The sequence below is a fragment of the Ktedonobacter racemifer DSM 44963 genome, from assembly GCF_000178855.1.
GTDB lineage: Bacteria > Chloroflexota > Ktedonobacteria > Ktedonobacterales > Ktedonobacteraceae > Ktedonobacter > Ktedonobacter racemifer.
This window is the reverse complement of sequence record NZ_ADVG01000005.1, coordinates 70565-89914: the sequence shown is the minus strand read 5'-3', so window position 1 is coordinate 89914 and position 19350 is coordinate 70565. Positions and strand designations below refer to the sequence as shown.

The window sequence follows — 19350 nt, the reverse complement described above, 5'->3', positions numbered from 1 at the left end:
TGATGGGTGTCTCCTTGTCTTCTCGATGATCTTGCTTCAAGTGTCCCATATGCTGTATTAACGCCGACGCAATTCCGAGCCGATTTAGGGCCGAAATGACGGCTTTCCGAGGGAAGAAAGAAATGACCATTTTTTTCGCTTCAATGGCGCATCAATTCTCTGAGCATGCTTCTCAAGCGGTGTCAAGGGGAAGCGATAGCGGCCTTGATACCGCTTGAGAAGCATGCTAGACTGGCTCAGCCATTGAGCCAAACCGCCCCAAATCGGCTCAGAAATCAACCGGCGCTGACAGCTGTGACAGGTGAAAGCATTTTTCGGCGTGTGACAGGCTCCAGCAGCTACTTAAAGCCTGTTTTTCTTCTCCAGGTCTGTGTGCTGGCCTATGTGTGGCAGATCTCGTGTACCTGGTTTTGTTTTTTCCATGTTTTTCCTGTGTTTGCGCGGAGCCCGGATCTGTGATCTTCCTGCGTTTTTTCTGCAAAATCGCGATTGCAAAGAAAGGTGCGCTTTTGTGCTCAAAAAGAGGTGCCACTGCTGCCTTTTGGTGGCTGCGTTTCTGTGTGGTCCCGCCCTCATCTGAGCCTCCTGCTCTTCTTTCAAAAAGAAGATTCCCAGGTAGCGGTTTTGCGGACCCGCATGGTCGCCATCTTTTTTCTCTCCCGCCGGCGCGCGGAGTCCCTCATGTGAAAGTCGATGTTCACCTCCTCTTTTTCCGTGTGCTTGTGTTCTTATAGTCATGAAATAGTGTGATGCCAGGGTGCGTGAAGGCCCTGGCATCTTCGTAAGGAGTTTGGGTATGGCGAATGGAGACCAGAGCAACGAGCAGCAGGTCCAGACGATGATGCGCCAGCAGTGGAAGGCGATCCTGGCTTGTTCTGATGAGAAGAAGGCGTTTCGCCTCACGATTGCGGTGCAGCTGAAGGGCTCGGAGATCAAGCCGGAGGAGTGCGTCCCTGAGCCCTATCGTTCCCGGCTTGGTGGCCAGGAGGACACACAATTACCCTCTTCTTTCGAGAAGGGGTGGTTGTTTGAGCACATCCCGTTTGACCAGGTTGAAGAGTGCCTGAGCATCCTGGGGACGATGTTGGACGACTGGACCTTCCAATCCGAGCCTCTGTGGCTTCCATCGAGGAGTGTTGAGCGATAATGAAAAGTGCCGATGGCGACAATAAGAAATTCGGTCATGAACGAGACAAATGCATCGCTCATGACCTAAGAGCGTGTTTTGGAAAGGGCTTTTGCCTCTTTGCAGAACACGCTCTGAAAAATTACTCCTCCGGGTCAGGTGGGAGATGAAAGAATATGGAAGAGACTTTATAAATCCCGCAACTCTTTCTGCGTAATCCCAAACAGAATCGCCAGGAAGAGCACGAGTCCGCTGAAGGGGAAGAGGATTGCCGGGCCGAGCTGGTTCGTCAGGACACCGCCCAAGGCCACGGAGATCGGATAGGTACCGAACGAGGCAAACAGAAGCAGTCCCATGACGCGCCCCATGAGATGGCGCGGGATGATCAGTTGGATCAGAGTAATCAGCAAAACGTTGGAGATGCTGTTCACAAGGCCACTGATCAGCATGCAGAGCACCGCACCTATAACTCCTCCGTAGGGAAGCAACGCGATCATGATGGCCATGATCAGCACGGCTAGAAGCGCGATCAGCCCTTTCCGTTTCAGCCCAGCCAGCATGCCGGCCAGGATGCCACCAGCCAGCGCGCCCCCGCCAAAGGCCGCCATAATCATCCCATACCCGCTTGCGCCCGCGTGCATTGGACCATGCGCCAGCGTAGGCAGCGCAACCTCCAACAATCCGCCAAAGCAGAAGTTGGCCGCGATTGAGACAACCATACTCACCTGCATCAATCGCGAGGTGCGCAGGAAACGTCCAAAGGTAATCTGCACTTCCCCGCTTGCCGTCCCGTCCGCCTGGCCCTCAGCATCTGTTTGAGCGCTGGCCCCCTCTCCTGATTTGCCTGGCGTTCCTGCGCGGATGATGCGCATCATGGCCAGAGAGGCCGCTGAAACCACAAAGGTCACCGCGTCGATCGCCATTGCCGCTCCCGAACTTAGCGCGGCTACCACCACACCGGCGGCGGCTGAGCCAACCAGGGTCGCGGCCTGCGTGGAGGCAAAGCTGAGCGCGTTGCCTGCCTGGAGATCTTCATCACTGATCAACTCTGGCAGAATTGCCGAGGCAGACGGTAAAAAGAGACCCTGAAAGGTTCCGAGAAACGCTGCGACGGCGGACCATTCCCAGACGTTTGCGTGCCCCCAGAAGGCCAGAACCGCCAGGATGCCCACCAGTACGGCACGCACCGTATCCGCAATCAGCATTAACTGGCGCGGACGCAGGCGGTCCGAGAGCCAGCCGCCGAGCAACACACTGCCCACGCGCGGAATACCGTAGGCGGTCAGCACAATGCCCAGCTCTTGCGGGCTGCCTCCATTGCTCAGAATCAGCCACGGCAGCGCCACCGCGTAGAGCGCGTCACCAATCGTCGAAACCGTCTGCCCACCAAACAGCAGGCTGAAGTTGCGTACTTTGAAGGGGTGTAACATCCCTCCCAGCGCCTGTTTGTCCCCCGGCGGGACACTCTCTGGGACGATTTCAGCCTCGCCGCTGGCGGAATCTGACGATCTGGCCTCCACGCTCGCTCCTGGTGTCTCCCCTGGTTCAAAAGCAGTTGACATATGAGTATCATTCCTTTTTCTTATTCACATGATGGTTCTCGTGTCCTGTCGCCATTTTTCCGCTTCGCCTTACGCCATTTTTGGTGGAAAAAAGCAGTGATTTTTATGTTGAGAGAGCTGCCATGATTTTTATGTTGAGAGAGCTACCATGATTTTTATGTTGAGAGAGCTGCCATGATTTTTATGTTGAGAGAGCTGCCATGATTTGCAATGTTTCTGGATGTGCCATGATGGTCAGCCGTTCAGAGGTATGCAGATCCACCATGCACGAACAGATTGCATCCTGTCCGGCATACGTCACCAAGCTGGTGGGTTCGAGCCGAATACGTTGACGATCGAGGATAAAGTTGCGAACGACTGTATGAGTCAGCAGGGTACCAGAGATGCTTGAACTCGAGGTCCCGCAATTGGGACATTCTATGTATATATAGATCCCCTCAGGTAAGCAGGTCGCAGAGAGTTCATGAAGCAGAGGAGAGGGGATAATTCTCACTTGAATCATTGCCTGGCAGACCATACAGCGCCGCTCATGTAGTGCAGTCGTAAAGTATGTAGCGGCACTTTGCAAGCTCCGTTTGATTGCTGTGCGGAAGGAGCGCAGGCCGTTCAGTTGGATGATATCTCCGGTATGGATCAGATCGGTGCTGTACCGTTTGGAGCAAACAGGGCAACGCAGACGCAAGCCCACAATTCCCGAGAGCGAGCGTTCAAATTTGCCACGCAGGCGTTGCTGGACGCACCAAACGCACCATTCACGCGTCTCCTGCCAGCCCATAGACTCGTCTTCATCCAGCAGCAGTCCGAACTCTCTAGCATCCTCGCGCAGTTCTCCGTTGAGCACCTGGCGAAGCTGGCGGCGCACGCGATGCAGCTTGAGTTCGAGCGCACCCAGGCTCATATCCAGCTTTTGCGCAACCTCGCGCTGCGGTAGCTCAGCCAGGTAGCAGAGTTCGATCAGTTCGCGCGCACTCTCCGAAAGATAGCCTAGGGCGCGATCGAGCAGGATTTGCCTGCTCTGGCGCTCCAGTTCTTCTTCTGGATCGATGGAGAGAGGATCACACGTGTCAACATCTGTTGTGCCAGCCTCGTCCTCATCTCCGGCGAACGGAACTTCGTGCGCACCGTTGGCCTGGAGACGCGCCTGGCGTTTGCACACATTGCGACAAATCCCATCCAGCCAGGCAGCAAAGCGCTCAGGTTCACGCAGCTTCTCCAGATGCCGCCATGCCTCGAAAAACGTCTCCTGGACCACATCCTCGGCGGCATCCGCTTCTATCCCATTCAAGCGCGCCAGGCGCAGCAGGCGCGGGCGTGCCTCTTGCAGTAACTCGTTCAGGTTGGCGTTCAGACTTTGATGCGTACAAGAAGGCAGAGATGGCTGGCAGAGAGAGCAGCTCTCCAAGGCTGTTCCGTGCCGGCAAACAAGTTGTGCTGTTGAACTCGCAGGCATAATACGCCCTCCTTTCTCCTTTCCTGTCGCGTTTGCTCTGGCCAGCCTTACGCAATTTTTTCCTGGAACCGGCTGACTTTCTCACGTTCTTTCTTCTTTTGCAAAGATCAGAATAAACTCCACCCTATTTTACAGGAGATCAAGAAAGCGTACAAGCAGAGAGCAGCAGCGTACAGGGCTTTTTGGTTTACCCGAAAAGAGTGAAAAAGAAGTCATTTCTTGCGACACTTAGGAAAACTCAAAACACCCCTAAGAAAGCGAGAAATGACCTTGGATGTACCTTACCATATCTGACGAAATGAAAAAAGCCTTTCCCGAAGCGCTTCACGTGGATCCCACCTCCTTCTACGCCGCCTTTGCTCAGGTGAAAGATCGACGTGGCAAACGAGGGAGACGTTATCCCCTTCCGTTGATATTGACGCTGCTGCTGTTAGGAAAGCTGGCAGGAGAGAGCAGTATCCACGGGATTGTGGAGTGGATTGACGAGAGAAAGGAGCAGCTTCAGGGCTATTTGGGCTGGCCGAGGCGCTTTCCAACGAATTCGACCTACACCTTTGCACTCAGTCAGTGTAATGACCAGGAGATTGCCACCGTCTTGGCTGGTGTTGTGCTGAAAGCCAGAGCGGTTGAGCACTGCGGTGAGGAATCTGGTCGGCTTTCCAAGCCAGGTCAAGAGAAGCCGCTCATTCAGACAGCCATGGATGGCAAACAGATGCGAGGAACCTTAGGACACCAGAGCAGTGAGCAGCCTCCTGTCCATCTGCTCTGCCTCTATGAGTGCCAAAGCGGCATTGTCCTCGCCCAACGTGGGGTTCGCAGCAAAGAAAATGAGATCAGTGCGGCGGCTGCCTTGTTGCATCCCGCCTTGGTCAAAGGGCGTATCATTAGTGCCGATGCCATGCATACGCAAACAAAGTGGTGTGCGGCGGTTGAGCGCTATGGAGGCTACTATCTGCTGATTGCCAAGCTGAATCAGCCACAACTCTATGAAGATCTCCGCGACTTTTTTGAGGAAGAAGACGCTCCCCGCCAGCAGTGGCAGTATGCCAGGAGCGTTCAAAAGGGGCATGGACGCCTGGAAATCAGAGAACTGTGGAGCAGCACGCTGATGAATGACTGGTTTGAGCCGCAATGGGCAGGTGTGGCACAGGTCTTCCGGTTGCGCAGGCACACGACGCATCAAAAGGATGGGAAGGTGCGTGAGGAGATCGTCTATGGTCTCACCAATCTGCCGCCTCGTCTGGCCAACGCAGCACGCTTACTCCAGTTGCAGCAAGCCCATTGGTGTATTGAAAACCGCCTACACTATCGGCGTGATGTGACGATGGGTGAAGATGCCTCTCAAGTCCGTTTGGCAGGGGCTCCAGCAGCGTTAGCAGCCCTTAATGGAGGGGGACTCGCCATGATGGATTGGTTGCAGGTCAACAATGTCGCCTCTGCTATGCGGCATTGTTGTGCTCAGCCTCGCGAGGCCTTGCAACTGCTGTGTGGCAAGTTATCACGGTAATACGGGTAAACCAAAAAGCCCTGCAGCAGCGTACCAGGGATTTCTCATCTGGGAAAGCCTGTTAGTTTGGAGGGCGCATCGGCCATAGTATGCCAATGGCTAAATTGGTCAGTTTTTGCGCCCCAAACGAACGAGAAGCAGGCGAATCATCGCCACTTGGATGAGTGTTTCGCTGGTTTGCACCTTTCGCTCGTAATCTTTTGAGAGGCGTCTATTGCGAGAAAGCCAACCAAACGTTCGCTCCACTACCCATCTCCGAGGCTGAACACTGAACCCACGTGTGCCGGCAGGATGCTCTACTATCTCCAGATCCCAGTTACCCTGGGCAAGACAAAACTTCGCCAATTTTTGGCCTCGGTAGGCCGCATCCGCCCAGATCTTTTTCAGGCGTGGCAACAGTGGGGCGAGTCCAGCGAGCAAGCACCGGGCACCTTTACTATCGTGCAGATCGGCAGGCGTGACGTAGACTGAGAGCAGCAGGCTCAGTGTATCAACGAGAATGTGGCGCTTGCGCCCCTTGATGTGTTTGTGGGCGTCAAACCCGCAGATGCTGGCTGACTCCTCAACCGTTTTGACGCTCTGTGCATCGATGATCGCTGCGCTCGGTTGCGCGTTTCTACCCACACGCTCGCGTTCAGCTTCTCGCAGGGTCGTGAGCAGGCGAAACCAGGTTCCTTTGAGGCGCAACCGTCGAAAATGGTAGAACACCGTTTGCCACGGCGGAAAATTGCAAGGCAGGTAGCGCCATGCACAACCGGTGCGCAAGACGTAAAAGATCGCATCAAAAATCACTCGTAGAGCATGGGTCCGTGGTCTGCCACGTGAGGGATCGGAGGGAAGGTGTTGTTGCAAGCACTCCCACTCAGCGTCAGAAAGATTGCTTGGATAGGTTGCATTCATGCCCTACAGTATATCAAATTATGTCTCCCTTTGCATTCCCAAACACGCTCTAATACTACAGCCGCACTTATGTGATACAACGAGGGAGAAATCAATCCGAGGAGGAGAGAGATGGAAGTGTTTCCCTCAATCGAAGATCTGCGTACCTGGGCGGATCGTTTGGAAGAAGTGCAAGTGCGGTTAGCGCCCTCCTTTGAGCGTTCGGAGCCACGCCAGCGGGCCATGGCCTATATTCGTGGGTTAATAAGCACCACCGAGCGAAAAAACGGGTGGCAACTCGCCGAATTGGCGAGAGAAGCCACACCCGACGGGATGCAACGTTTGCTCAACGCGGCGAAGTGGGATGTGGATCAGGTGCGCGATGACCTGCAGGAGTACATCCTCACCCATCTGGCTGACCCGGAGGCGGTGCTGGTGGTCGACGAGACGGGTTTTGTCAAGAAAGGGAACAAGTCCGCAGGCGTGGCAGCCCAATACAGCGGGACGGTCGGCAAGATCGCCAACTGCCAAATCGGAGTCTTTCTGGCCTACGCCAATCGGTATGGAGCGGTCCTGCTCGATCGGGAGTTGTATCTGCATGCCGACTGGGAGAAGGAGCCCGAGCGGTGCAAGGAGGCAGCGATCCCAGAGGACCGGCGCACCACGATCCCCAAGCCAATGCTGGCCAAACGGATGCTGGAGCGTGCCTTCGCTCACGGGGTCAAAGCGACGTGGGTGACAGGTGATACCGTCTATGGCGGGGATACCAAACTGCGCATCTGGCTGGAGGAGCGCCTGCAGCCCTACGTGCTGGCCGTGCCGAAGAACCAGCGCATTGGGCTCAGCCATCGGGCAGATGAAGTCGTGGCGAGTTGGCCTGCCGAAAGGTGGCAACGTCTTTCAGCGGGAGAGGGCAGTCAAGGGCCGCGCTTCTACGATTGGGCCTGGCAGTCTCTGGACTTCCGGTGGACCGAGCCGGGCTGGAAGCAGTGGCTGCTGGCTCGGCGCAGTTTGTCCAACCCCACCGAGATCGCCTATTACTTCGTCTTCGCGCCAGAAGCAGTCACTTTGGAGCAGGTCGTGCGGACAGCGGGCAGCCGATGGCAAGTCGAAGAAGCCTTTGAACTGGCCAAACAGCAGGTCGGCTTGGATGAATACGAAGTGCGGCACTGGCAGGGGTGGTATCGGCATATCACTTTGGCGATGTTTGCCCTGGCGTTTTTGACGGTGATCAAAGTGGCAGGGCAAAAAAGGGGGCCCACTTTCAGGAGCGAGAAGTCGCAGAGCTTCTTCCCCTGACGGTCCCAGAAGTGCGCCGCCTGCTCTGGCGGCTGGTGTGGCAAGCACCTGCGACGCCGGAAAGTGTTCTGTACTGGTCACGCTGGCGTCGGCGACATCAAGCCAGAGCCAAACAATTCCATATCAAACGGCGAGCAAAGAAGCGGGCTGCATAAGTGCGGCTGTAGTACTAAGAACTGACATAACGCCCGTTTCACGGCGAGTCGCGAGCCGGCGAGCCAGGTAATCTGGATAACGCCTGTTCGCATCAATAGTGGAGAAAGCGCCATCCGTTGTCGAATCACCCAGCGCGACAACCACACTGGTGAGTTTCTCTGGCAACACCTCCACGCCGATTAGAGCCCACCAGGCTGTGGTCGTAAGTGAATAGGCAGCAAAGAGTTCCTCAGCCGCCGGAATCGTGCTGGCGTTCTCGGCACCAGGCGTTGACACATAAGAAGTCTGCGAGGCGATGAGGTGTCCAGTAGAAATGTCCCCCTCTGTCACCACAAAGCTGATCACGAGATTGCTGAAAGCTTCAACCTGGAGGCTGATAGGATCACTTATTACATTTTCGCCAGCTTCAATTGAGACGCGTTCCTGCCCTTGAAAAAGTACAGGCCAGACTGGTGCCTTCTGCCAGAGCCCAGAGAGGGAGCGCCCAACTGTCATCGAGGCGAGCCCGAGCGGACGCTCTCCATAGCGATTTGAAAAGCGGAGCCGGATTTGCCGCCCACCGGCATGGAGATGTACAACCTGCGCGAGCGTGCGGTTCGTAAGATGCGCAGGCTGCATCCGCATGGGGGCTGCGTACCACGCTCCTCTCCAATTTGACTGGAAACTCGGATCTTGAGAGAGCGGCGAACCATTCTGCTGCTCACTTGTATTGGCATGCATCGTAGAATTTCTCCTTTTCTTTGGGATGTTTCTATGCCACTGCTGATCGTTGTTGCAGTCCTCAGTGTACCTTTGGTTATTGAAAGAAGCTATGCCATTCTGTGAGAAAATTATGTCTGATCGTCCGAGAAATCGGCATTCCTACAGCCAGATATTTGTAGATCATTTTGTTTTGTGGGCGAAAATGGACAATTCGGCGGGTGAGTAGTAAGGAGTCTAAAACAGCCAGCAGAGCGGAAACAAGTCCGTTTCCTCTGTTGTATATGTATCTTTTGCCTGTTTTACCGCCCACCGAATTGTCCAATTTTCGCCCACAAAACAAAATGATCTACACCGTTGCCTTTACAACATCGGCTTATGCAATGGTCAACACGATTTTACCTCGAATATGCCCACCCTCACTCAGCCTGTGTGCTTGAGCCACGTCTTTCAAGGAGAAAATGGCATCAAGGTGCGTTTTAAGATGACCTGCATCAAACAATGAAGCCATTTCAGCCATTTGCTCCCCCGACGGATGGACCATGACCAGCGCAAAGCTTACTCCGTAGTGGGGGGCGAGTTGTTCGCAAAGCGCTTTTGACCCTTTATGAGCAGTGAGCGTGACCACCTGACCACCAGATTTGACCACTGGAAATGCGCGCTTCAGTTCCTCCCCACCAATCGTGTCTAGCACGATATCGACCCCGCCCAAGCCCTCTGGAAAAGCTTGCTGAGTATAATCGACCACAATATCTGCCCCCAGGTCACGCACAAAATCCACGTTGTGAGTGGATGTCGTGGTTATGATCTTTGCTCCTTTCCATTTTGCCAACTGGATGGCAAAATGGCCCACCCCTCCCGATCCCCCAAGAATGAAAATGGTCTGCCCAGCTTGCAGGTGAGCCACTTCGAATAATGCCTGCCAGGCGGTCAAGGCGGACAGGCAAGCGCCAGCAGCTTCTTGATGGGTTAGCCGGCGTGGTTTGAGCGCAATATCTGCCACAGGCGCCGTGGCGTACTCACTGTAGGCCTTTGCTTCGTCGGGAAAGCGTAGCGTTCCATACACCTCATCGCCCAGTGCAAAGCGGGTGACGCCTTCACCAAGGGCTACCACCTCGCCTGAAATGTCCCAACCCAACGTGTAAGGCAAGGCTTTCGTGCCAGTAGTGATGGGCACAGGATATTGACGCGATGACGTGTCGATGGGGTTAATACCAGCAGCACGTACTTGCACGAGAACCTCTCCAGCTTGAGGTGTAGGACGCTCAACCTCCTCATAATTCAGAACATCAACACCACCAAACTTATGTATCCGTATTGCCTTCATTGCCGTCATTGTTTTCTCCTTGTCTGATCTTGGACTATTGAAGTGCCTGAGCTTGCTTACGCGAACTCAAGTGCTCCGCTTGATAGATATACTTTACTCTTGTGTGCCGAGACATTCTATGGCAAACTGTTAGGAAATTATGTTTGATCGTCCTAAATACGGGAGGATAGTATGGATGTTCTGACTGATGTACTCAATACCCTTGAGCTGAAAGGTTGGCTCTCTTCACGCACGGAGATGACTTCTTTCTGGCGTTTTGATTTCGCTGCAAGTCAGGATATGATCTTTCATATCCTCCAATTTGGGGGAGGGTACCTGTATGTCAAGGGGGAGTCTGAGCCTCTCCGGGTCGAAGACGGAGATATCATGTTGTTACCTCATGGGCACGCCCATATGCTCTGTGATGAACCCACATCACCCCTAACCCAGGCGGTGCATTTAAACTATGAGGCATATCGTGACCACCGACTCTTTCTTTCCGAGAACGAAGGACCCAAAATGATCATGCTTTGCGGAGCATTTCACGTTGAGCAGCCCGACGGTTTCCCTTTGCTCCACTGTTTGCCAAAAGTCATCCATATTCTCGGGGAACAGGGGAAAATGGCGCATGGCTTCGCCGAAATTGTGCGTTTCATTGCGTACGAATCAGCCTCACAGCAATCTGGAACCGAGGTCATGTTAAGGAGGTTAACGGAAATGCTCTTTATTCATGTGATACGATCCTGGATTGATCAGCAAGCAGATGCTTCACAGGGGTGGCTAGCGGCGCTTCGTGACCAGCCTATCAGTACAGCTCTCGGCCTGATTCATCAGTCACCTGAACGTGGGTGGAAGGTTGAGGAACTCGCAGATGCAGTGGCGCTCTCCCGCTCCGTGTTCTCTTCTCGTTTCACTCATCTTGTGGGCGAACCGCCCATGAAGTATCTTACTCGCTGGCGTATGCATAAGGCAAAACAATTGCTCAAAAATGAAATCAAGGTGGAAAAGATTGCACAGCTTTTGGGTTACGATTCGGATGCAGCTTTTCGCAAAGCATTCAAGCGAGAAGTCGGTATTCCTCCTGCCAAGTATCGCCAGTTTGGATAATCACTCTCCACAATCTTTTCTGGAGGCTATTCACCGAAAACGCCGCAGGATGCCCCAGCCCTTTCAGGCATGGGGAGGAATGCGGCGTTCCTTTGGAGGTGGCTTGGGTGGAATACGCCGTAGACATGTTTTCATCTGCTCACGTAGTATTGACAGTCAGATGAAAACTATGATGTAATTTAGCGTATGAAAACGGTATTAACAGCGAAACTCAAATTGAATACAACGTCCGAGCAATTCAAGGCTTTACGGACAACGCAACTGGCGTATCGTGATGCTCTCAACTATGTGAGCCAGTACGCCTTTGCGAATGGCAAATTGAGTAATGCTATTCGTTTGCAAGATGCCACCTACGATGAGATTCGTCTCCGTTTTCATCTGCCTTCGCAAATGGCCTGTTCTGTTCCTCGCCAAGTTGGTGCCACCTATAAAGGCTTATGGACAAAGGTGAAGAACAATGCTGCTCATCGTAAGGCAGGTATTGTACCTGGACATAATTCCTGGCCAAATGAGTGACATATATAAATGGCCGCAGAGACACTCAAGCTAGATCTAGCCTTGATTAGCGTTGTTGAGCTTCCTTTGTTCTGAGACTTATATCCTGGCCACAGGTTCTCTCGGCCTCTCTGTGACTCAATTCTCGCGCGTCCTTTCTCGCCCTGCGAGAACTGGAGGTCAGCATTTGCGTCATTTTGGCCAGCGTTCTGTCACTCTTGGTATCGGTGCAGAAGCGAGCGTTGGCCTGCGCGTTGGCGTCTAGCAATTGTGACTCATATCCTGACCACTTTGGCCTGAGTTCTTGAAGCAGAAACGCTTTTCGGTCCACGAAGCCAGAATGCAAGTAGCTCTGTACTTTGAGGCGTTTTATGCGTCGTGCCTTTGGAGAGAAAAGCAGTATTACAAGAAACAAGGCGGGCAAGATTTGCGTCGTAAGGCCCATTTTGCGGCCAAGAAGTATGTCCAGGTACAGGTATCACCAAGAAACGTTATAAAGGGCTTGATCAGGCTCCCACGTTTCTCTCTCCCACGTTGACCTACCAGTAGAAGAAAGACTACGCGTTCAAGAAAGAGCAGCACGTGAGTCTTCTCACGCTCGATGGACGTATCGTTGTGCCCTATACTGGCTACAATAAGCATGTGGCATTGATCCAGCGTGGTACGGAGATTGGTGCATCGAAGCTCTGGTATGACAAAGCCAAGAAGCAATTTTACCTCCTTGTCTCCCTGCAAGTGGAGATGGCTGATCCTACCCCCGAAACACACAAGCACGTCGTTGGCGTGGATGTGGGGATGCGATACCTTGCCGTCACGGCGACAATACAAGGGAATTGCACCTTCCATGCTGACACCTCCATTGTTGCCAAATCACACCACTCTGCACGACTGAGAAAGCGTCTGCAAAAAAAAGGCACTCGTTCTGCAACGAGAAGGCTCGTTGCCATCAGTGGACGAGAGAGACGGTTGAAAGCAAACGCCAATCATGTCGTGAGTAAACGGATTGTTACCCAATATCCTCAAAGCGTAATTGGACTGGAGCATCTGACAGATATTCGAGAGCGTACCAAACGACGGAAAGGCAAAAGTGCCAAACAGCGCAAAGCCAATCGTGCCTTTTCCAAATGGTCCTTTGCAGAATTGCACAGTATGATCGCTTATAAAGCGCTCTTGCATCGAAGTATGGCGATCAAGGTGGATGCCAACTACACCTCGCAGGCCTGCCCCAAATGTGGGCATACCTGCAAAGAGAATCGTCCACACAAGGGCTTGCTCTTTCTCTGTCAGAATTGTCAGTACACACTCCATGCCGATCTGGTTGGCGCGAGGAATATTGCGATGCGAACGCTTCTTCTCCGGCAAGACTGGATAGGAACGGGCCTCTTGTCAGTACGCCCTGATGTGTCGGACGATGAAGCCAAAGCCGCACGCCTGAAACGGTATGCTGAGTTGCGGTGGAGTTCAGACACAACTCCAAGCCCTCGGCTTTCGCCGTAGGGTACTGACTTCTAACAAACAAAGTAATTGAGGGAGAAAAGAAAACCGGAATAGTCCAAAAAGCTTCTATTATCATGAGCCGCCGCACCCACTCGCAAGAGTTTCTGTCCTTGTTTAGCCATCAACTTTTTCGTACCTATCCAAAAGTAGTAAATGACCTGAGAAGAGTGACAGGCGGAATCTTGATTTTGAACAAAAGTTCTGGTATTCTTGAGCGTGGATAGCCAACCTGGGACTAGCTATCTCAGGACAGTGCTCGCAGACTCCTTGAAGAGTGATGGGGATAGACCCCTGGCTGCTCAGTGGGGGAGATACTTTGGGACCCTTGATACACACGAGAGATGAGAATACAAGAGCTTGAATTTTGAAGCCATCTTTCATCGTGTTACCTGTGGAGAGGTACTCAAAGGTCGCTCCTTTGAGAGACGAACCTGTCAAACCTTTACCCTTGATTGAGCCAACCTTTTAGACGTAACTGGGGGATGTGCGTGAAATTCTTCATACGCCTTTGAAGGACCAGAAACAACGTTTCGTGTGTATCTGGGCAAGCCACATCCACGGGTTCTGGCCTCTCCACTCACAACAGCATGCTCTGGTAAGGAAGCCATATGGAAGGGATCAGCCTATGGCAAACAGAACAAAATCGCGTCCAGATCTCAAAGTCCTGCCCATGCTTCCTCACGAATCCATCTACATCGGGGTGGATATCGGGAAATTTCAACACGTCGCTGGCTTTGTCTCAAAGACCTTGCTAGAGCGTCACAGGCACTTCGAGAGTTGCCCATCCTTCATTTTTGAGCAATCGCGAGAAGGTTTCCGAGTCTTTGTGGAGCGCATCCGCGCCTATTGTCCACTGGAGCAATGCTTCATAGTTATGGAGCAAACTGGCCATTATCATCGTCCCCTTTTACAATACCTTCTCGAATTGGATATTTCTGCTTACGTAATGCATGTCCAGTGCCGAGAGGGTGGCATGCTCAAGACCGATAAGCGGGATGCTCTCAGGCTCGCCAATCACCTTTACAATCAGTTAGCATTAGGTGTCCAGGTCACGAACAAGTTACAGGTGATCCGGCGGGCTGTTCCCCCATCAGAAGCCGCGCTACAGCTCAAAGGGTTGATGCGCCATCGGTATGAATTAGCTACTGAGGCGACCCAAAGGAAAAACAAACTCACAGCCATCTGCGACGAGCTTTTCCCCGAACTCACTCAGGTCTTGAAAAACCCAAACTCATCGATAGCATTAGATCTCCGGGAAAAGTTTCCCACACCACAAGCTGTTGCAACAGCCAGCCCCGTGACATTGCGTGAAGTGAGAAGAGGGAGCCGTCCTTCAGAAGTGCAACTAGAGCAACTGCAATCATTGGCAGCCCAAAGTATTGGGATCAAAGATGTTGCTCGGCAGCGCAGCCTGATACTTGAACAAGGTTTGTTAATCAAGGAACTGCGTCTCATGCAAGAACACACGGAGCGGCTAGACCAGGAGGTCGCTCAAATCGTCGAACGCAGCCGAGAAGGACAGATTCTGCTCTCGATCCCCCCGATCAGTCCTATGTACGCCGCAGCTATTCTTGCAACTATCGGGCATATTGCCAATTTTGAGGATGCTGCTCATCTCAAGTCCTACTTCGGATGGGCACCAGAGAGAGCACAAACAGGAGTCTCCTTTGATCGGACAAGTCTCACGAAGGGAGGCTCGCGTGAAATGAAAAAGATCATGTATCTAGTGGCATGGAACGCGATCAAGACCGAGACAGAATGGGCCAGATTGTACAAGCGCCTCGTTCCTCGGCTTTGCTCCTATGATGAGAGAACACAAGCCTACAAAGGAAAGGGAAAGGCTCTTGCTCATGTGATAGGGCGCTTGATCAGACTCATCTATGCCTTGCTCAAACAAGATGACGAAACACTCAGACATCTTGCCCCTGGAACACCACCACCGGAACCAGTACTCTATGATCCAGAACTGCACAAGCACCATCGCAGCGGGCATTACCACCCCTTAAAGAAGAAACTGCCAGAGAACCGGATCGTACAAATTTAACAGTGAAAGGCACTACGTAGGAGGGAAAGGTGCCCCTCTCAGCTGGAGCCGCCAATCGGTCCCCATTCTCTTTTTTCAACGACTGTGAGCTGTCCCTCCTGCGATGTGACTCTCAGCCGTCTGCCGGGCCCGCGACCGCGTCCCCTCCGGGCGGGTTATTCTTTCAAGAGCACAGCCTGTCAAGGCCGCGCCGGTGGAGGTGTAGAGTGGAAGGGGCGCGCTCGCCTTGGCCTTGACGCTGTGCTACACTGCGAATCCCGCACGGGAGGCGCGTTATGGGACGTATTCACCAGAGAATCCTCTATGCGAGTTGCACGCATGAAAGCATGCTACACTGGGCGATAGTCGTGAAGTAGTAACAGAGACGTTTCAAGTATTTGCTCCTCGTCTTCCATACGCCTTACGTCTGTGGAGACCGTGTGGAACTCCTGGCCTGTCTATGGGAGCGGTGTCTCCACGGGCGCTGGCCTATCCACCCAGGTTGTGGCATCATGCCTTGTTGGTTCTCTCGTGGAAGGATGAAGCCTATGCGCGAGACAGGCGAAAAAGACACCCCAAGTTGTTCCGCTATTTCAGCACGAATCGCTCTTTCTTGGCATTGATGTTGGAAACACGAAGCACGTAGCTGGCTTTGTTTCCAAAACTCTTCTGGAACGGCATCAACGTTTTGAAGCCTGTCCTGCTCTGGCATTTGAGAATAGCCGGGAAGGATGCGCAAGCGCTGGTAAAACGCATGCGTGAGTTTGCTCCGCTTGAACATTATACAGTCCTTCTAGAAAAAACGGGCCATTACCACAAAGCGCTCCAACAATTCCTTCAAGAACTGGATTTGCTTGTGTATATGATGCACGTTCAGGAGCGGCCTTCTGCCGTGATGAAAACGGATAAACGCGATGCCCTCGGCCTGGCCAATACACTGTATAACCAGCTCGCGCTGGGAATACAAGTGGCAGACAAAACCCAGCTTGTGCGGAAAGCCTTTCCTCCCAATGCCACTGCTGCTCAACTCAGAGGCTTGATTCGTCATCGCTATGAACGAGTGCGTGAGGCAACGCAACGCAAGAATAAGCTCATTGCCATTTGCGATGAGCTTTTCCCGGAGTTCACCCAGGTTCTCAAAGATCCGAATCTTCCTCCTGCACTCGCTATCCGCGAACGCTTCCCAACTCCAGCAGCTCTGGCTACGGCTTCTCTCTCCACCCTATAGAACTTCTCTCGCTTCAGCACGTTTCTTTGGAACTGTATGCTCTTTCCGGAATCCGCTCAAGAGCCGGCTTTTGAACGGGAGTGGAGAGAATAAGGGAAGTCGTGACATCAGCAACAGCGAGAAATTGATCGATGAGCTCTTCTAAGTGTGCTATGGATCCAGCGTACACTTTTACCAAATAGGATTCGCTCCCTGTCACTCGATAAGCCTCACGCACTTCAGGTAACGTTTGTGCGAGCGCGACAACTCGTGCACAGTTTTCCTTCGTGGAAGTAACGCGCAAAAAGGCTTGAACGGTGAAATCCAGGCGACGCGCGTTGAGTGCGACATGATACCCGCTAATGATCCCATGCTCTTCCAGTTTTCGCACACGTTCAGCGACTGCGGCTAACGAGAGGTGGACCTGGCGACCGAGTTCGGCAAAGGTCAAGCGAGCATTCTCGCGCAAGAGGTCGAGAAGGCACCAATCGATCTCATCAAGCTCAAGTGAAGATTCTTTTGTGGTCATGACTTTTCTCCATCTTATCTTCGGATAGTCTTTCCTTTTTCCAGAGAGAGTATAGCAAAAATGGCCAGAAAAGAGTATATACTTCTCCTGACGAATATGAAAGGAGAAGGAGTTCTCGTTATGGCGTTCTCATTTGTCAACACAGCCTTACTTATTATCGATGTGCAACAAGGATTTGATGATGCTCTCTGGGGGAGACGAAACAATCCCTTGGCGGAGATCCACATTGTTCGCCTTTTGGAAGCATGGCGCGATCAGCAGTGGCCCATCATTCATGTCCAACATCAGTCCCGCTTTGCTGGTTCACCCCTGCATCCGACAAACCTGGGATATGCTCTGAAAGCCCAGGTACACCCCCTTCCAGGGGAAACGCTGATTACCAAGCAGGTGAGCAGTGCTTTCATCGGAACATCACTTGAAACGCTGTTGAGGCAGCGACACATTACGACGCTTGTGGTGACTGGACTAACAACCAATCATTGCGTCGAAACGACCGTTCGGATGGCAGGAAATTTGGGCTTCCTCACCTATCTGGTGAGTGACGCGACCGCAACCTTTGATCGAGTGGGACCCGATGGGAGGCTCCACCGGGCAGAGGATATTCATGCGATCAGCTTAACTAGTATCCACGGAGAATTTGCCCAAGTGGTAACGACCGACGAGGTTCTGGAAGAAATACAGACAACACAGGGAAAAGGCAGGGGAACCGAACCGCTTTGAAAGACATCCCAACCATTTGGCACATCCCAGATCTTCTCTGGGAACAAATCGCTCCTCTCCTGGCTCAACTCGATCCTCCCGCTCTCAGAGGACGCAAACGGATCAATCTGAAAACTTCCTGGCTCTTATCCAACTCGCTTGTGCCCTCTTATGGTATCGACGATTGCATAGGTTGTCTATTTTGAGATAGTTACTAAAGGAATAATGGTTGTGCTATCATGGGAAGCGAATTTAGCCTGGAAACGAGAGGAGAGAGATGATTATCATTGATGAGGAAAGGCCATCGGACTCGCCTTTTGTCGAACGGATCTGGCGCAGCCATAGCGAGGGTGCAGCCCCGTTTCTCTCCATTGCCGTGAGCCGTTGTGAACTGGTGGTCACCAAACTGCATGGCAAGATTACGATGACAGTGCGAGGGCCAGAGACCAAAGCCACGCCTCTTGGGGGCAGCCCTTCCGATGGGGAGTGGTTTGGCATCCTCTTGAAGTTGGGCACGTTTCTGCCACATCTGCCTACCAGAAGTCTCGCCGATACGGGGTGACCCTACCTGAAGTGACATGTAACACCTTCTGGCTCTCTAGTTCTGCCTGGGAATTTCCTACCTCTGACAATGCGGAGATCTTTGTGAACCGGCTGGTGCGTGCCGGGTTGCTGGCTCACGATCCCGTCGTTGAGGCAGCCTTACAAGGGCAGATCTAAGAGCTCACGCCACGCTCCGTCCAGTATCACTTCTTGCAGGCAACCGGGATCACCCAGAACATGGCGCGACAAATCGAGCGTGCTCGCTCTGCTACCCTCCTCTTACAGCAAGGCGTCTCGATCCCCGACACCATTCTGGAGGCAGGGTATTACGATCAGCCGCATCTGACGAGATCGCTCACGCGCTTTATTGGACAAACCCCTGCTGAACTGCTCCATCACAGCCGACTCCCACATTCTGCAGTTCACAGAGAGAGAAAAGACATTTGGCCATAGGCAGAGCCAAGCAAACGGAGAATACGTTGGAGAGTATTAATTGACATGATGAGCGCCTTTGAACACCGAAAGGGGAGAAACCTGATCGTTCTCAAGCGAGAGATAAACAGGTGTTGAAGAGTGAAACAAAACGGCAAAACGAGGATAAGAAGCAGGGGCGACACACCGACGCAAGTGATGGGGAAAACTGATCCTCCAGATTCTTTCATTGTTCTGTTTCAGATGGGCCTTTCCATTTGTCTTCCAGGTCTGGGAAAAACTGTGCACGCCAGCGTTCTAACTTCTTCTGTCGCTCGGCGTCCAGTGCCCTCTCAAAGATATCTTCATCTGGGTAGAGGTCAATATATGCAGGGTCGTCAACGATCACCGGAGTGAAACAGGAGAAGCAGCGGCGCGGGGCATCATGCCGAAACCTCCCACCGCACTGACATGGTTTCAAATGCGCTTCCATCACTTCTATGAGAGCAGCGTTTTTCTCTTCATACTCTGGACAGTGCGGAAGTGCTTGCTGGATTTGGTCATATTTCGGCTCATAAACACTCACATCAAGGCGAACTGGACAGCGATCACAGTAGAAATGATAGTCTCCATCAAGAGGTGATTGATCGATGCGAAAAAGCGGTTGATGACAGGCAGGACAGGTCATCCATTCCTCGTGGAGCCAGTTATCATTGTCATCAGAAAGATTCTCTTCGTTTTCCATATGAAGCCTTTTTCTCACGAGCACTTCTCGTGGAATTTTCAAATACAGGAAGCTCCTGCAGTGCGACGACCAAAATTCATGCTCTTTTTACTTCTCCTTGTCACAAACGT

At 52.6% G+C, this 19350-nt stretch carries 17 protein-coding genes and 2 pseudogenes; 12 read left to right on the top strand and 7 right to left on the bottom strand.

Annotation, left to right across the window (positions count from 1 at the left end; all coding sequences use genetic code 11):
* Nucleotides 1-796 precede the first annotated feature (796 nt).
* Nucleotides 797-1147, top strand: coding sequence for a hypothetical protein (locus tag KRAC_RS54390; RefSeq protein WP_007921820.1), 351 nt, complete (start codon nt 797-799; stop codon nt 1145-1147).
* Nucleotides 1148-1314: 167 nt separating this feature from the next.
* Here the strand turns inward: KRAC_RS54390 and KRAC_RS54385 are convergent, their stop codons facing one another.
* The gene (locus KRAC_RS54385) at nt 1315-2688 is read right to left on the bottom strand and encodes an MFS transporter (protein ID WP_052569373.1); all 1374 of its coding nucleotides are present in this window, start codon (nt 2686-2688) and stop codon (nt 1315-1317) included.
* Between the two features lie 181 nt (nt 2689-2869).
* A complete protein-coding gene (locus KRAC_RS54380) occupies nt 2870-4138 on the bottom strand; it encodes an RNA polymerase sigma factor (RefSeq protein ID WP_007921817.1) in 1269 nt (422 codons plus the stop codon).
* Nucleotides 4139-4412: 274 nt separating this feature from the next.
* On the opposite strand from KRAC_RS54380, the gene KRAC_RS54375 reads away from it, so the two are divergent.
* On the top strand, nt 4413-5645 hold the full coding sequence (locus KRAC_RS54375) for an ISAs1 family transposase (RefSeq protein ID WP_007904960.1): 1233 nt from the start codon (nt 4413-4415) through the stop codon (nt 5643-5645).
* Between the two features lie 108 nt (nt 5646-5753).
* Here KRAC_RS54375 and KRAC_RS54370 read toward each other — a convergent pair whose 3' ends face one another.
* The gene (locus KRAC_RS54370; RefSeq protein ID WP_007921816.1) at nt 5754-6545 is read right to left on the bottom strand and encodes an IS5 family transposase; all 792 of its coding nucleotides are present in this window, start codon (nt 6543-6545) and stop codon (nt 5754-5756) included.
* Between the two features lie 111 nt (nt 6546-6656).
* On the opposite strand from KRAC_RS54370, the gene KRAC_RS54365 reads away from it, so the two are divergent.
* Complete coding sequence (locus KRAC_RS54365; RefSeq protein WP_040448463.1) at nt 6657-7823, top strand: IS701 family transposase; 1167 nt, start codon at nt 6657-6659, stop codon at nt 7821-7823.
* A gap of 123 nt (nt 7824-7946) precedes the next feature.
* Here KRAC_RS54365 and KRAC_RS54360 read toward each other — a convergent pair whose 3' ends face one another.
* Complete coding sequence (locus KRAC_RS54360; RefSeq protein WP_007921815.1) at nt 7947-8699, bottom strand: SGNH/GDSL hydrolase family protein; 753 nt, start codon at nt 8697-8699, stop codon at nt 7947-7949.
* 355 nt (nt 8700-9054) lie between these two features.
* Nucleotides 9055-10014, bottom strand: a complete 960-nt coding sequence (locus KRAC_RS54355) for an NADP-dependent oxidoreductase (protein WP_007921814.1) — start codon at nt 10012-10014, stop codon at nt 9055-9057.
* 162 nt (nt 10015-10176) lie between these two features.
* Here KRAC_RS54355 and KRAC_RS54350 point away from each other — a divergent pair, with 162 nt between their 5' ends.
* From KRAC_RS54350 to KRAC_RS54320, 5 genes and pseudogenes are all read left to right on the top strand, one after another.
* Nucleotides 10177-11091 (top strand): AraC family transcriptional regulator, encoded by a 915-nt coding sequence (locus KRAC_RS54350; protein ID WP_007921809.1) that lies wholly within the window; start codon nt 10177-10179, stop codon nt 11089-11091.
* Between the two features lie 186 nt (nt 11092-11277).
* Nucleotides 11278-11571 (top strand): annotated as a pseudogene (locus KRAC_RS54345) (RNA-guided endonuclease InsQ/TnpB family protein); the annotation flags it as partial.
* Nucleotides 11572-12060: 489 nt separating this feature from the next.
* Nucleotides 12061-13083, top strand: a pseudogene (locus KRAC_RS54330) (RNA-guided endonuclease InsQ/TnpB family protein); the annotation flags it as partial.
* A gap of 625 nt (nt 13084-13708) precedes the next feature.
* Nucleotides 13709-15127, top strand: coding sequence for an IS110 family RNA-guided transposase (locus KRAC_RS54325; RefSeq protein ID WP_007921805.1), 1419 nt, complete (start codon nt 13709-13711; stop codon nt 15125-15127).
* Nucleotides 15128-15758: 631 nt separating this feature from the next.
* Nucleotides 15759-16334, top strand: coding sequence for an IS110 family transposase (locus KRAC_RS54320; protein ID WP_157508236.1), 576 nt, complete (start codon nt 15759-15761; stop codon nt 16332-16334).
* A 13-nt stretch (nt 16335-16347) separates the two neighbouring features.
* On the opposite strand, the gene KRAC_RS54315 is transcribed toward KRAC_RS54320, so the two are convergent.
* Nucleotides 16348-16842, bottom strand: a complete 495-nt coding sequence (locus KRAC_RS54315; protein WP_007921803.1) for an Lrp/AsnC family transcriptional regulator — start codon at nt 16840-16842, stop codon at nt 16348-16350.
* Between the two features lie 120 nt (nt 16843-16962).
* On the opposite strand from KRAC_RS54315, the gene KRAC_RS54310 reads away from it, so the two are divergent.
* The 4 genes from KRAC_RS54310 (at nt 16963) to KRAC_RS77690 (ending at nt 18537) form a co-directional block, all read left to right on the top strand.
* Nucleotides 16963-17562: a cysteine hydrolase family protein gene (locus KRAC_RS54310; protein WP_007921801.1), complete on the top strand. Its 600-nt coding sequence runs from the start codon at nt 16963-16965 to the stop codon at nt 17560-17562.
* A 256-nt stretch (nt 17563-17818) separates the two neighbouring features.
* Entirely contained in the window at nt 17819-18103 is a 285-nt protein-coding gene (locus KRAC_RS77700) for a hypothetical protein (protein ID WP_244422606.1), read from the top strand.
* The gene (locus KRAC_RS77695) at nt 18100-18261 is read left to right on the top strand and encodes a hypothetical protein (RefSeq protein WP_244422605.1); all 162 of its coding nucleotides are present in this window, start codon (nt 18100-18102) and stop codon (nt 18259-18261) included. The genes KRAC_RS77700 and KRAC_RS77695 overlap by 4 nt, the downstream gene beginning before the upstream one ends.
* Nucleotides 18262-18321: 60 nt before the next feature.
* Nucleotides 18322-18537, top strand: a complete 216-nt coding sequence (locus KRAC_RS77690) for a helix-turn-helix transcriptional regulator (protein WP_244422604.1) — start codon at nt 18322-18324, stop codon at nt 18535-18537.
* 205 nt (nt 18538-18742) lie between these two features.
* Here the strand turns inward: KRAC_RS77690 and KRAC_RS54300 are convergent, their stop codons facing one another.
* Nucleotides 18743-19240: a hypothetical protein gene (locus KRAC_RS54300; RefSeq protein WP_040448458.1), complete on the bottom strand. Its 498-nt coding sequence runs from the start codon at nt 19238-19240 to the stop codon at nt 18743-18745.
* Between the last annotated feature and the right edge of the window lie 110 nt (nt 19241-19350).

Coding starts and splice junctions, on each gene's coding strand:
- KRAC_RS54355 (WP_007921814.1), bottom strand. CDS start 10,014: ATGACGGCAATGAAGGCAATACGGATACATAAGTTTGGTGGTGTTGAT.
- KRAC_RS54300 (WP_040448458.1), bottom strand. CDS start 19,240: ATGGAAAACGAAGAGAATCTTTCTGATGACAATGATAACTGGCTCCAC.
- KRAC_RS54365 (WP_040448463.1), top strand. CDS start 6,657: ATGGAAGTGTTTCCCTCAATCGAAGATCTGCGTACCTGGGCGGATCGT.
- KRAC_RS54315 (WP_007921803.1), bottom strand. CDS start 16,842: ATGACCACAAAAGAATCTTCACTTGAGCTTGATGAGATCGATTGGTGC.
- KRAC_RS54325 (WP_007921805.1), top strand. CDS start 13,709: ATGGCAAACAGAACAAAATCGCGTCCAGATCTCAAAGTCCTGCCCATG.
- KRAC_RS54350 (WP_007921809.1), top strand. CDS start 10,177: ATGGATGTTCTGACTGATGTACTCAATACCCTTGAGCTGAAAGGTTGG.
- KRAC_RS54310 (WP_007921801.1), top strand. CDS start 16,963: ATGGCGTTCTCATTTGTCAACACAGCCTTACTTATTATCGATGTGCAA.
- KRAC_RS77690 (WP_244422604.1), top strand. CDS start 18,322: ATGGCGCGACAAATCGAGCGTGCTCGCTCTGCTACCCTCCTCTTACAG.
- KRAC_RS77700 (WP_244422606.1), top strand. CDS start 17,819: ATGATTATCATTGATGAGGAAAGGCCATCGGACTCGCCTTTTGTCGAA.
- KRAC_RS54390 (WP_007921820.1), top strand. CDS start 797: ATGGCGAATGGAGACCAGAGCAACGAGCAGCAGGTCCAGACGATGATG.
- KRAC_RS54370 (WP_007921816.1), bottom strand. CDS start 6,545: ATGAATGCAACCTATCCAAGCAATCTTTCTGACGCTGAGTGGGAGTGC.
- KRAC_RS54380 (WP_007921817.1), bottom strand. CDS start 4,138: ATGCCTGCGAGTTCAACAGCACAACTTGTTTGCCGGCACGGAACAGCC.
- KRAC_RS54375 (WP_007904960.1), top strand. CDS start 4,413: ATGTACCTTACCATATCTGACGAAATGAAAAAAGCCTTTCCCGAAGCG.
- KRAC_RS54360 (WP_007921815.1), bottom strand. CDS start 8,699: ATGCATGCCAATACAAGTGAGCAGCAGAATGGTTCGCCGCTCTCTCAA.
- KRAC_RS54385 (WP_052569373.1), bottom strand. CDS start 2,688: ATGTCAACTGCTTTTGAACCAGGGGAGACACCAGGAGCGAGCGTGGAG.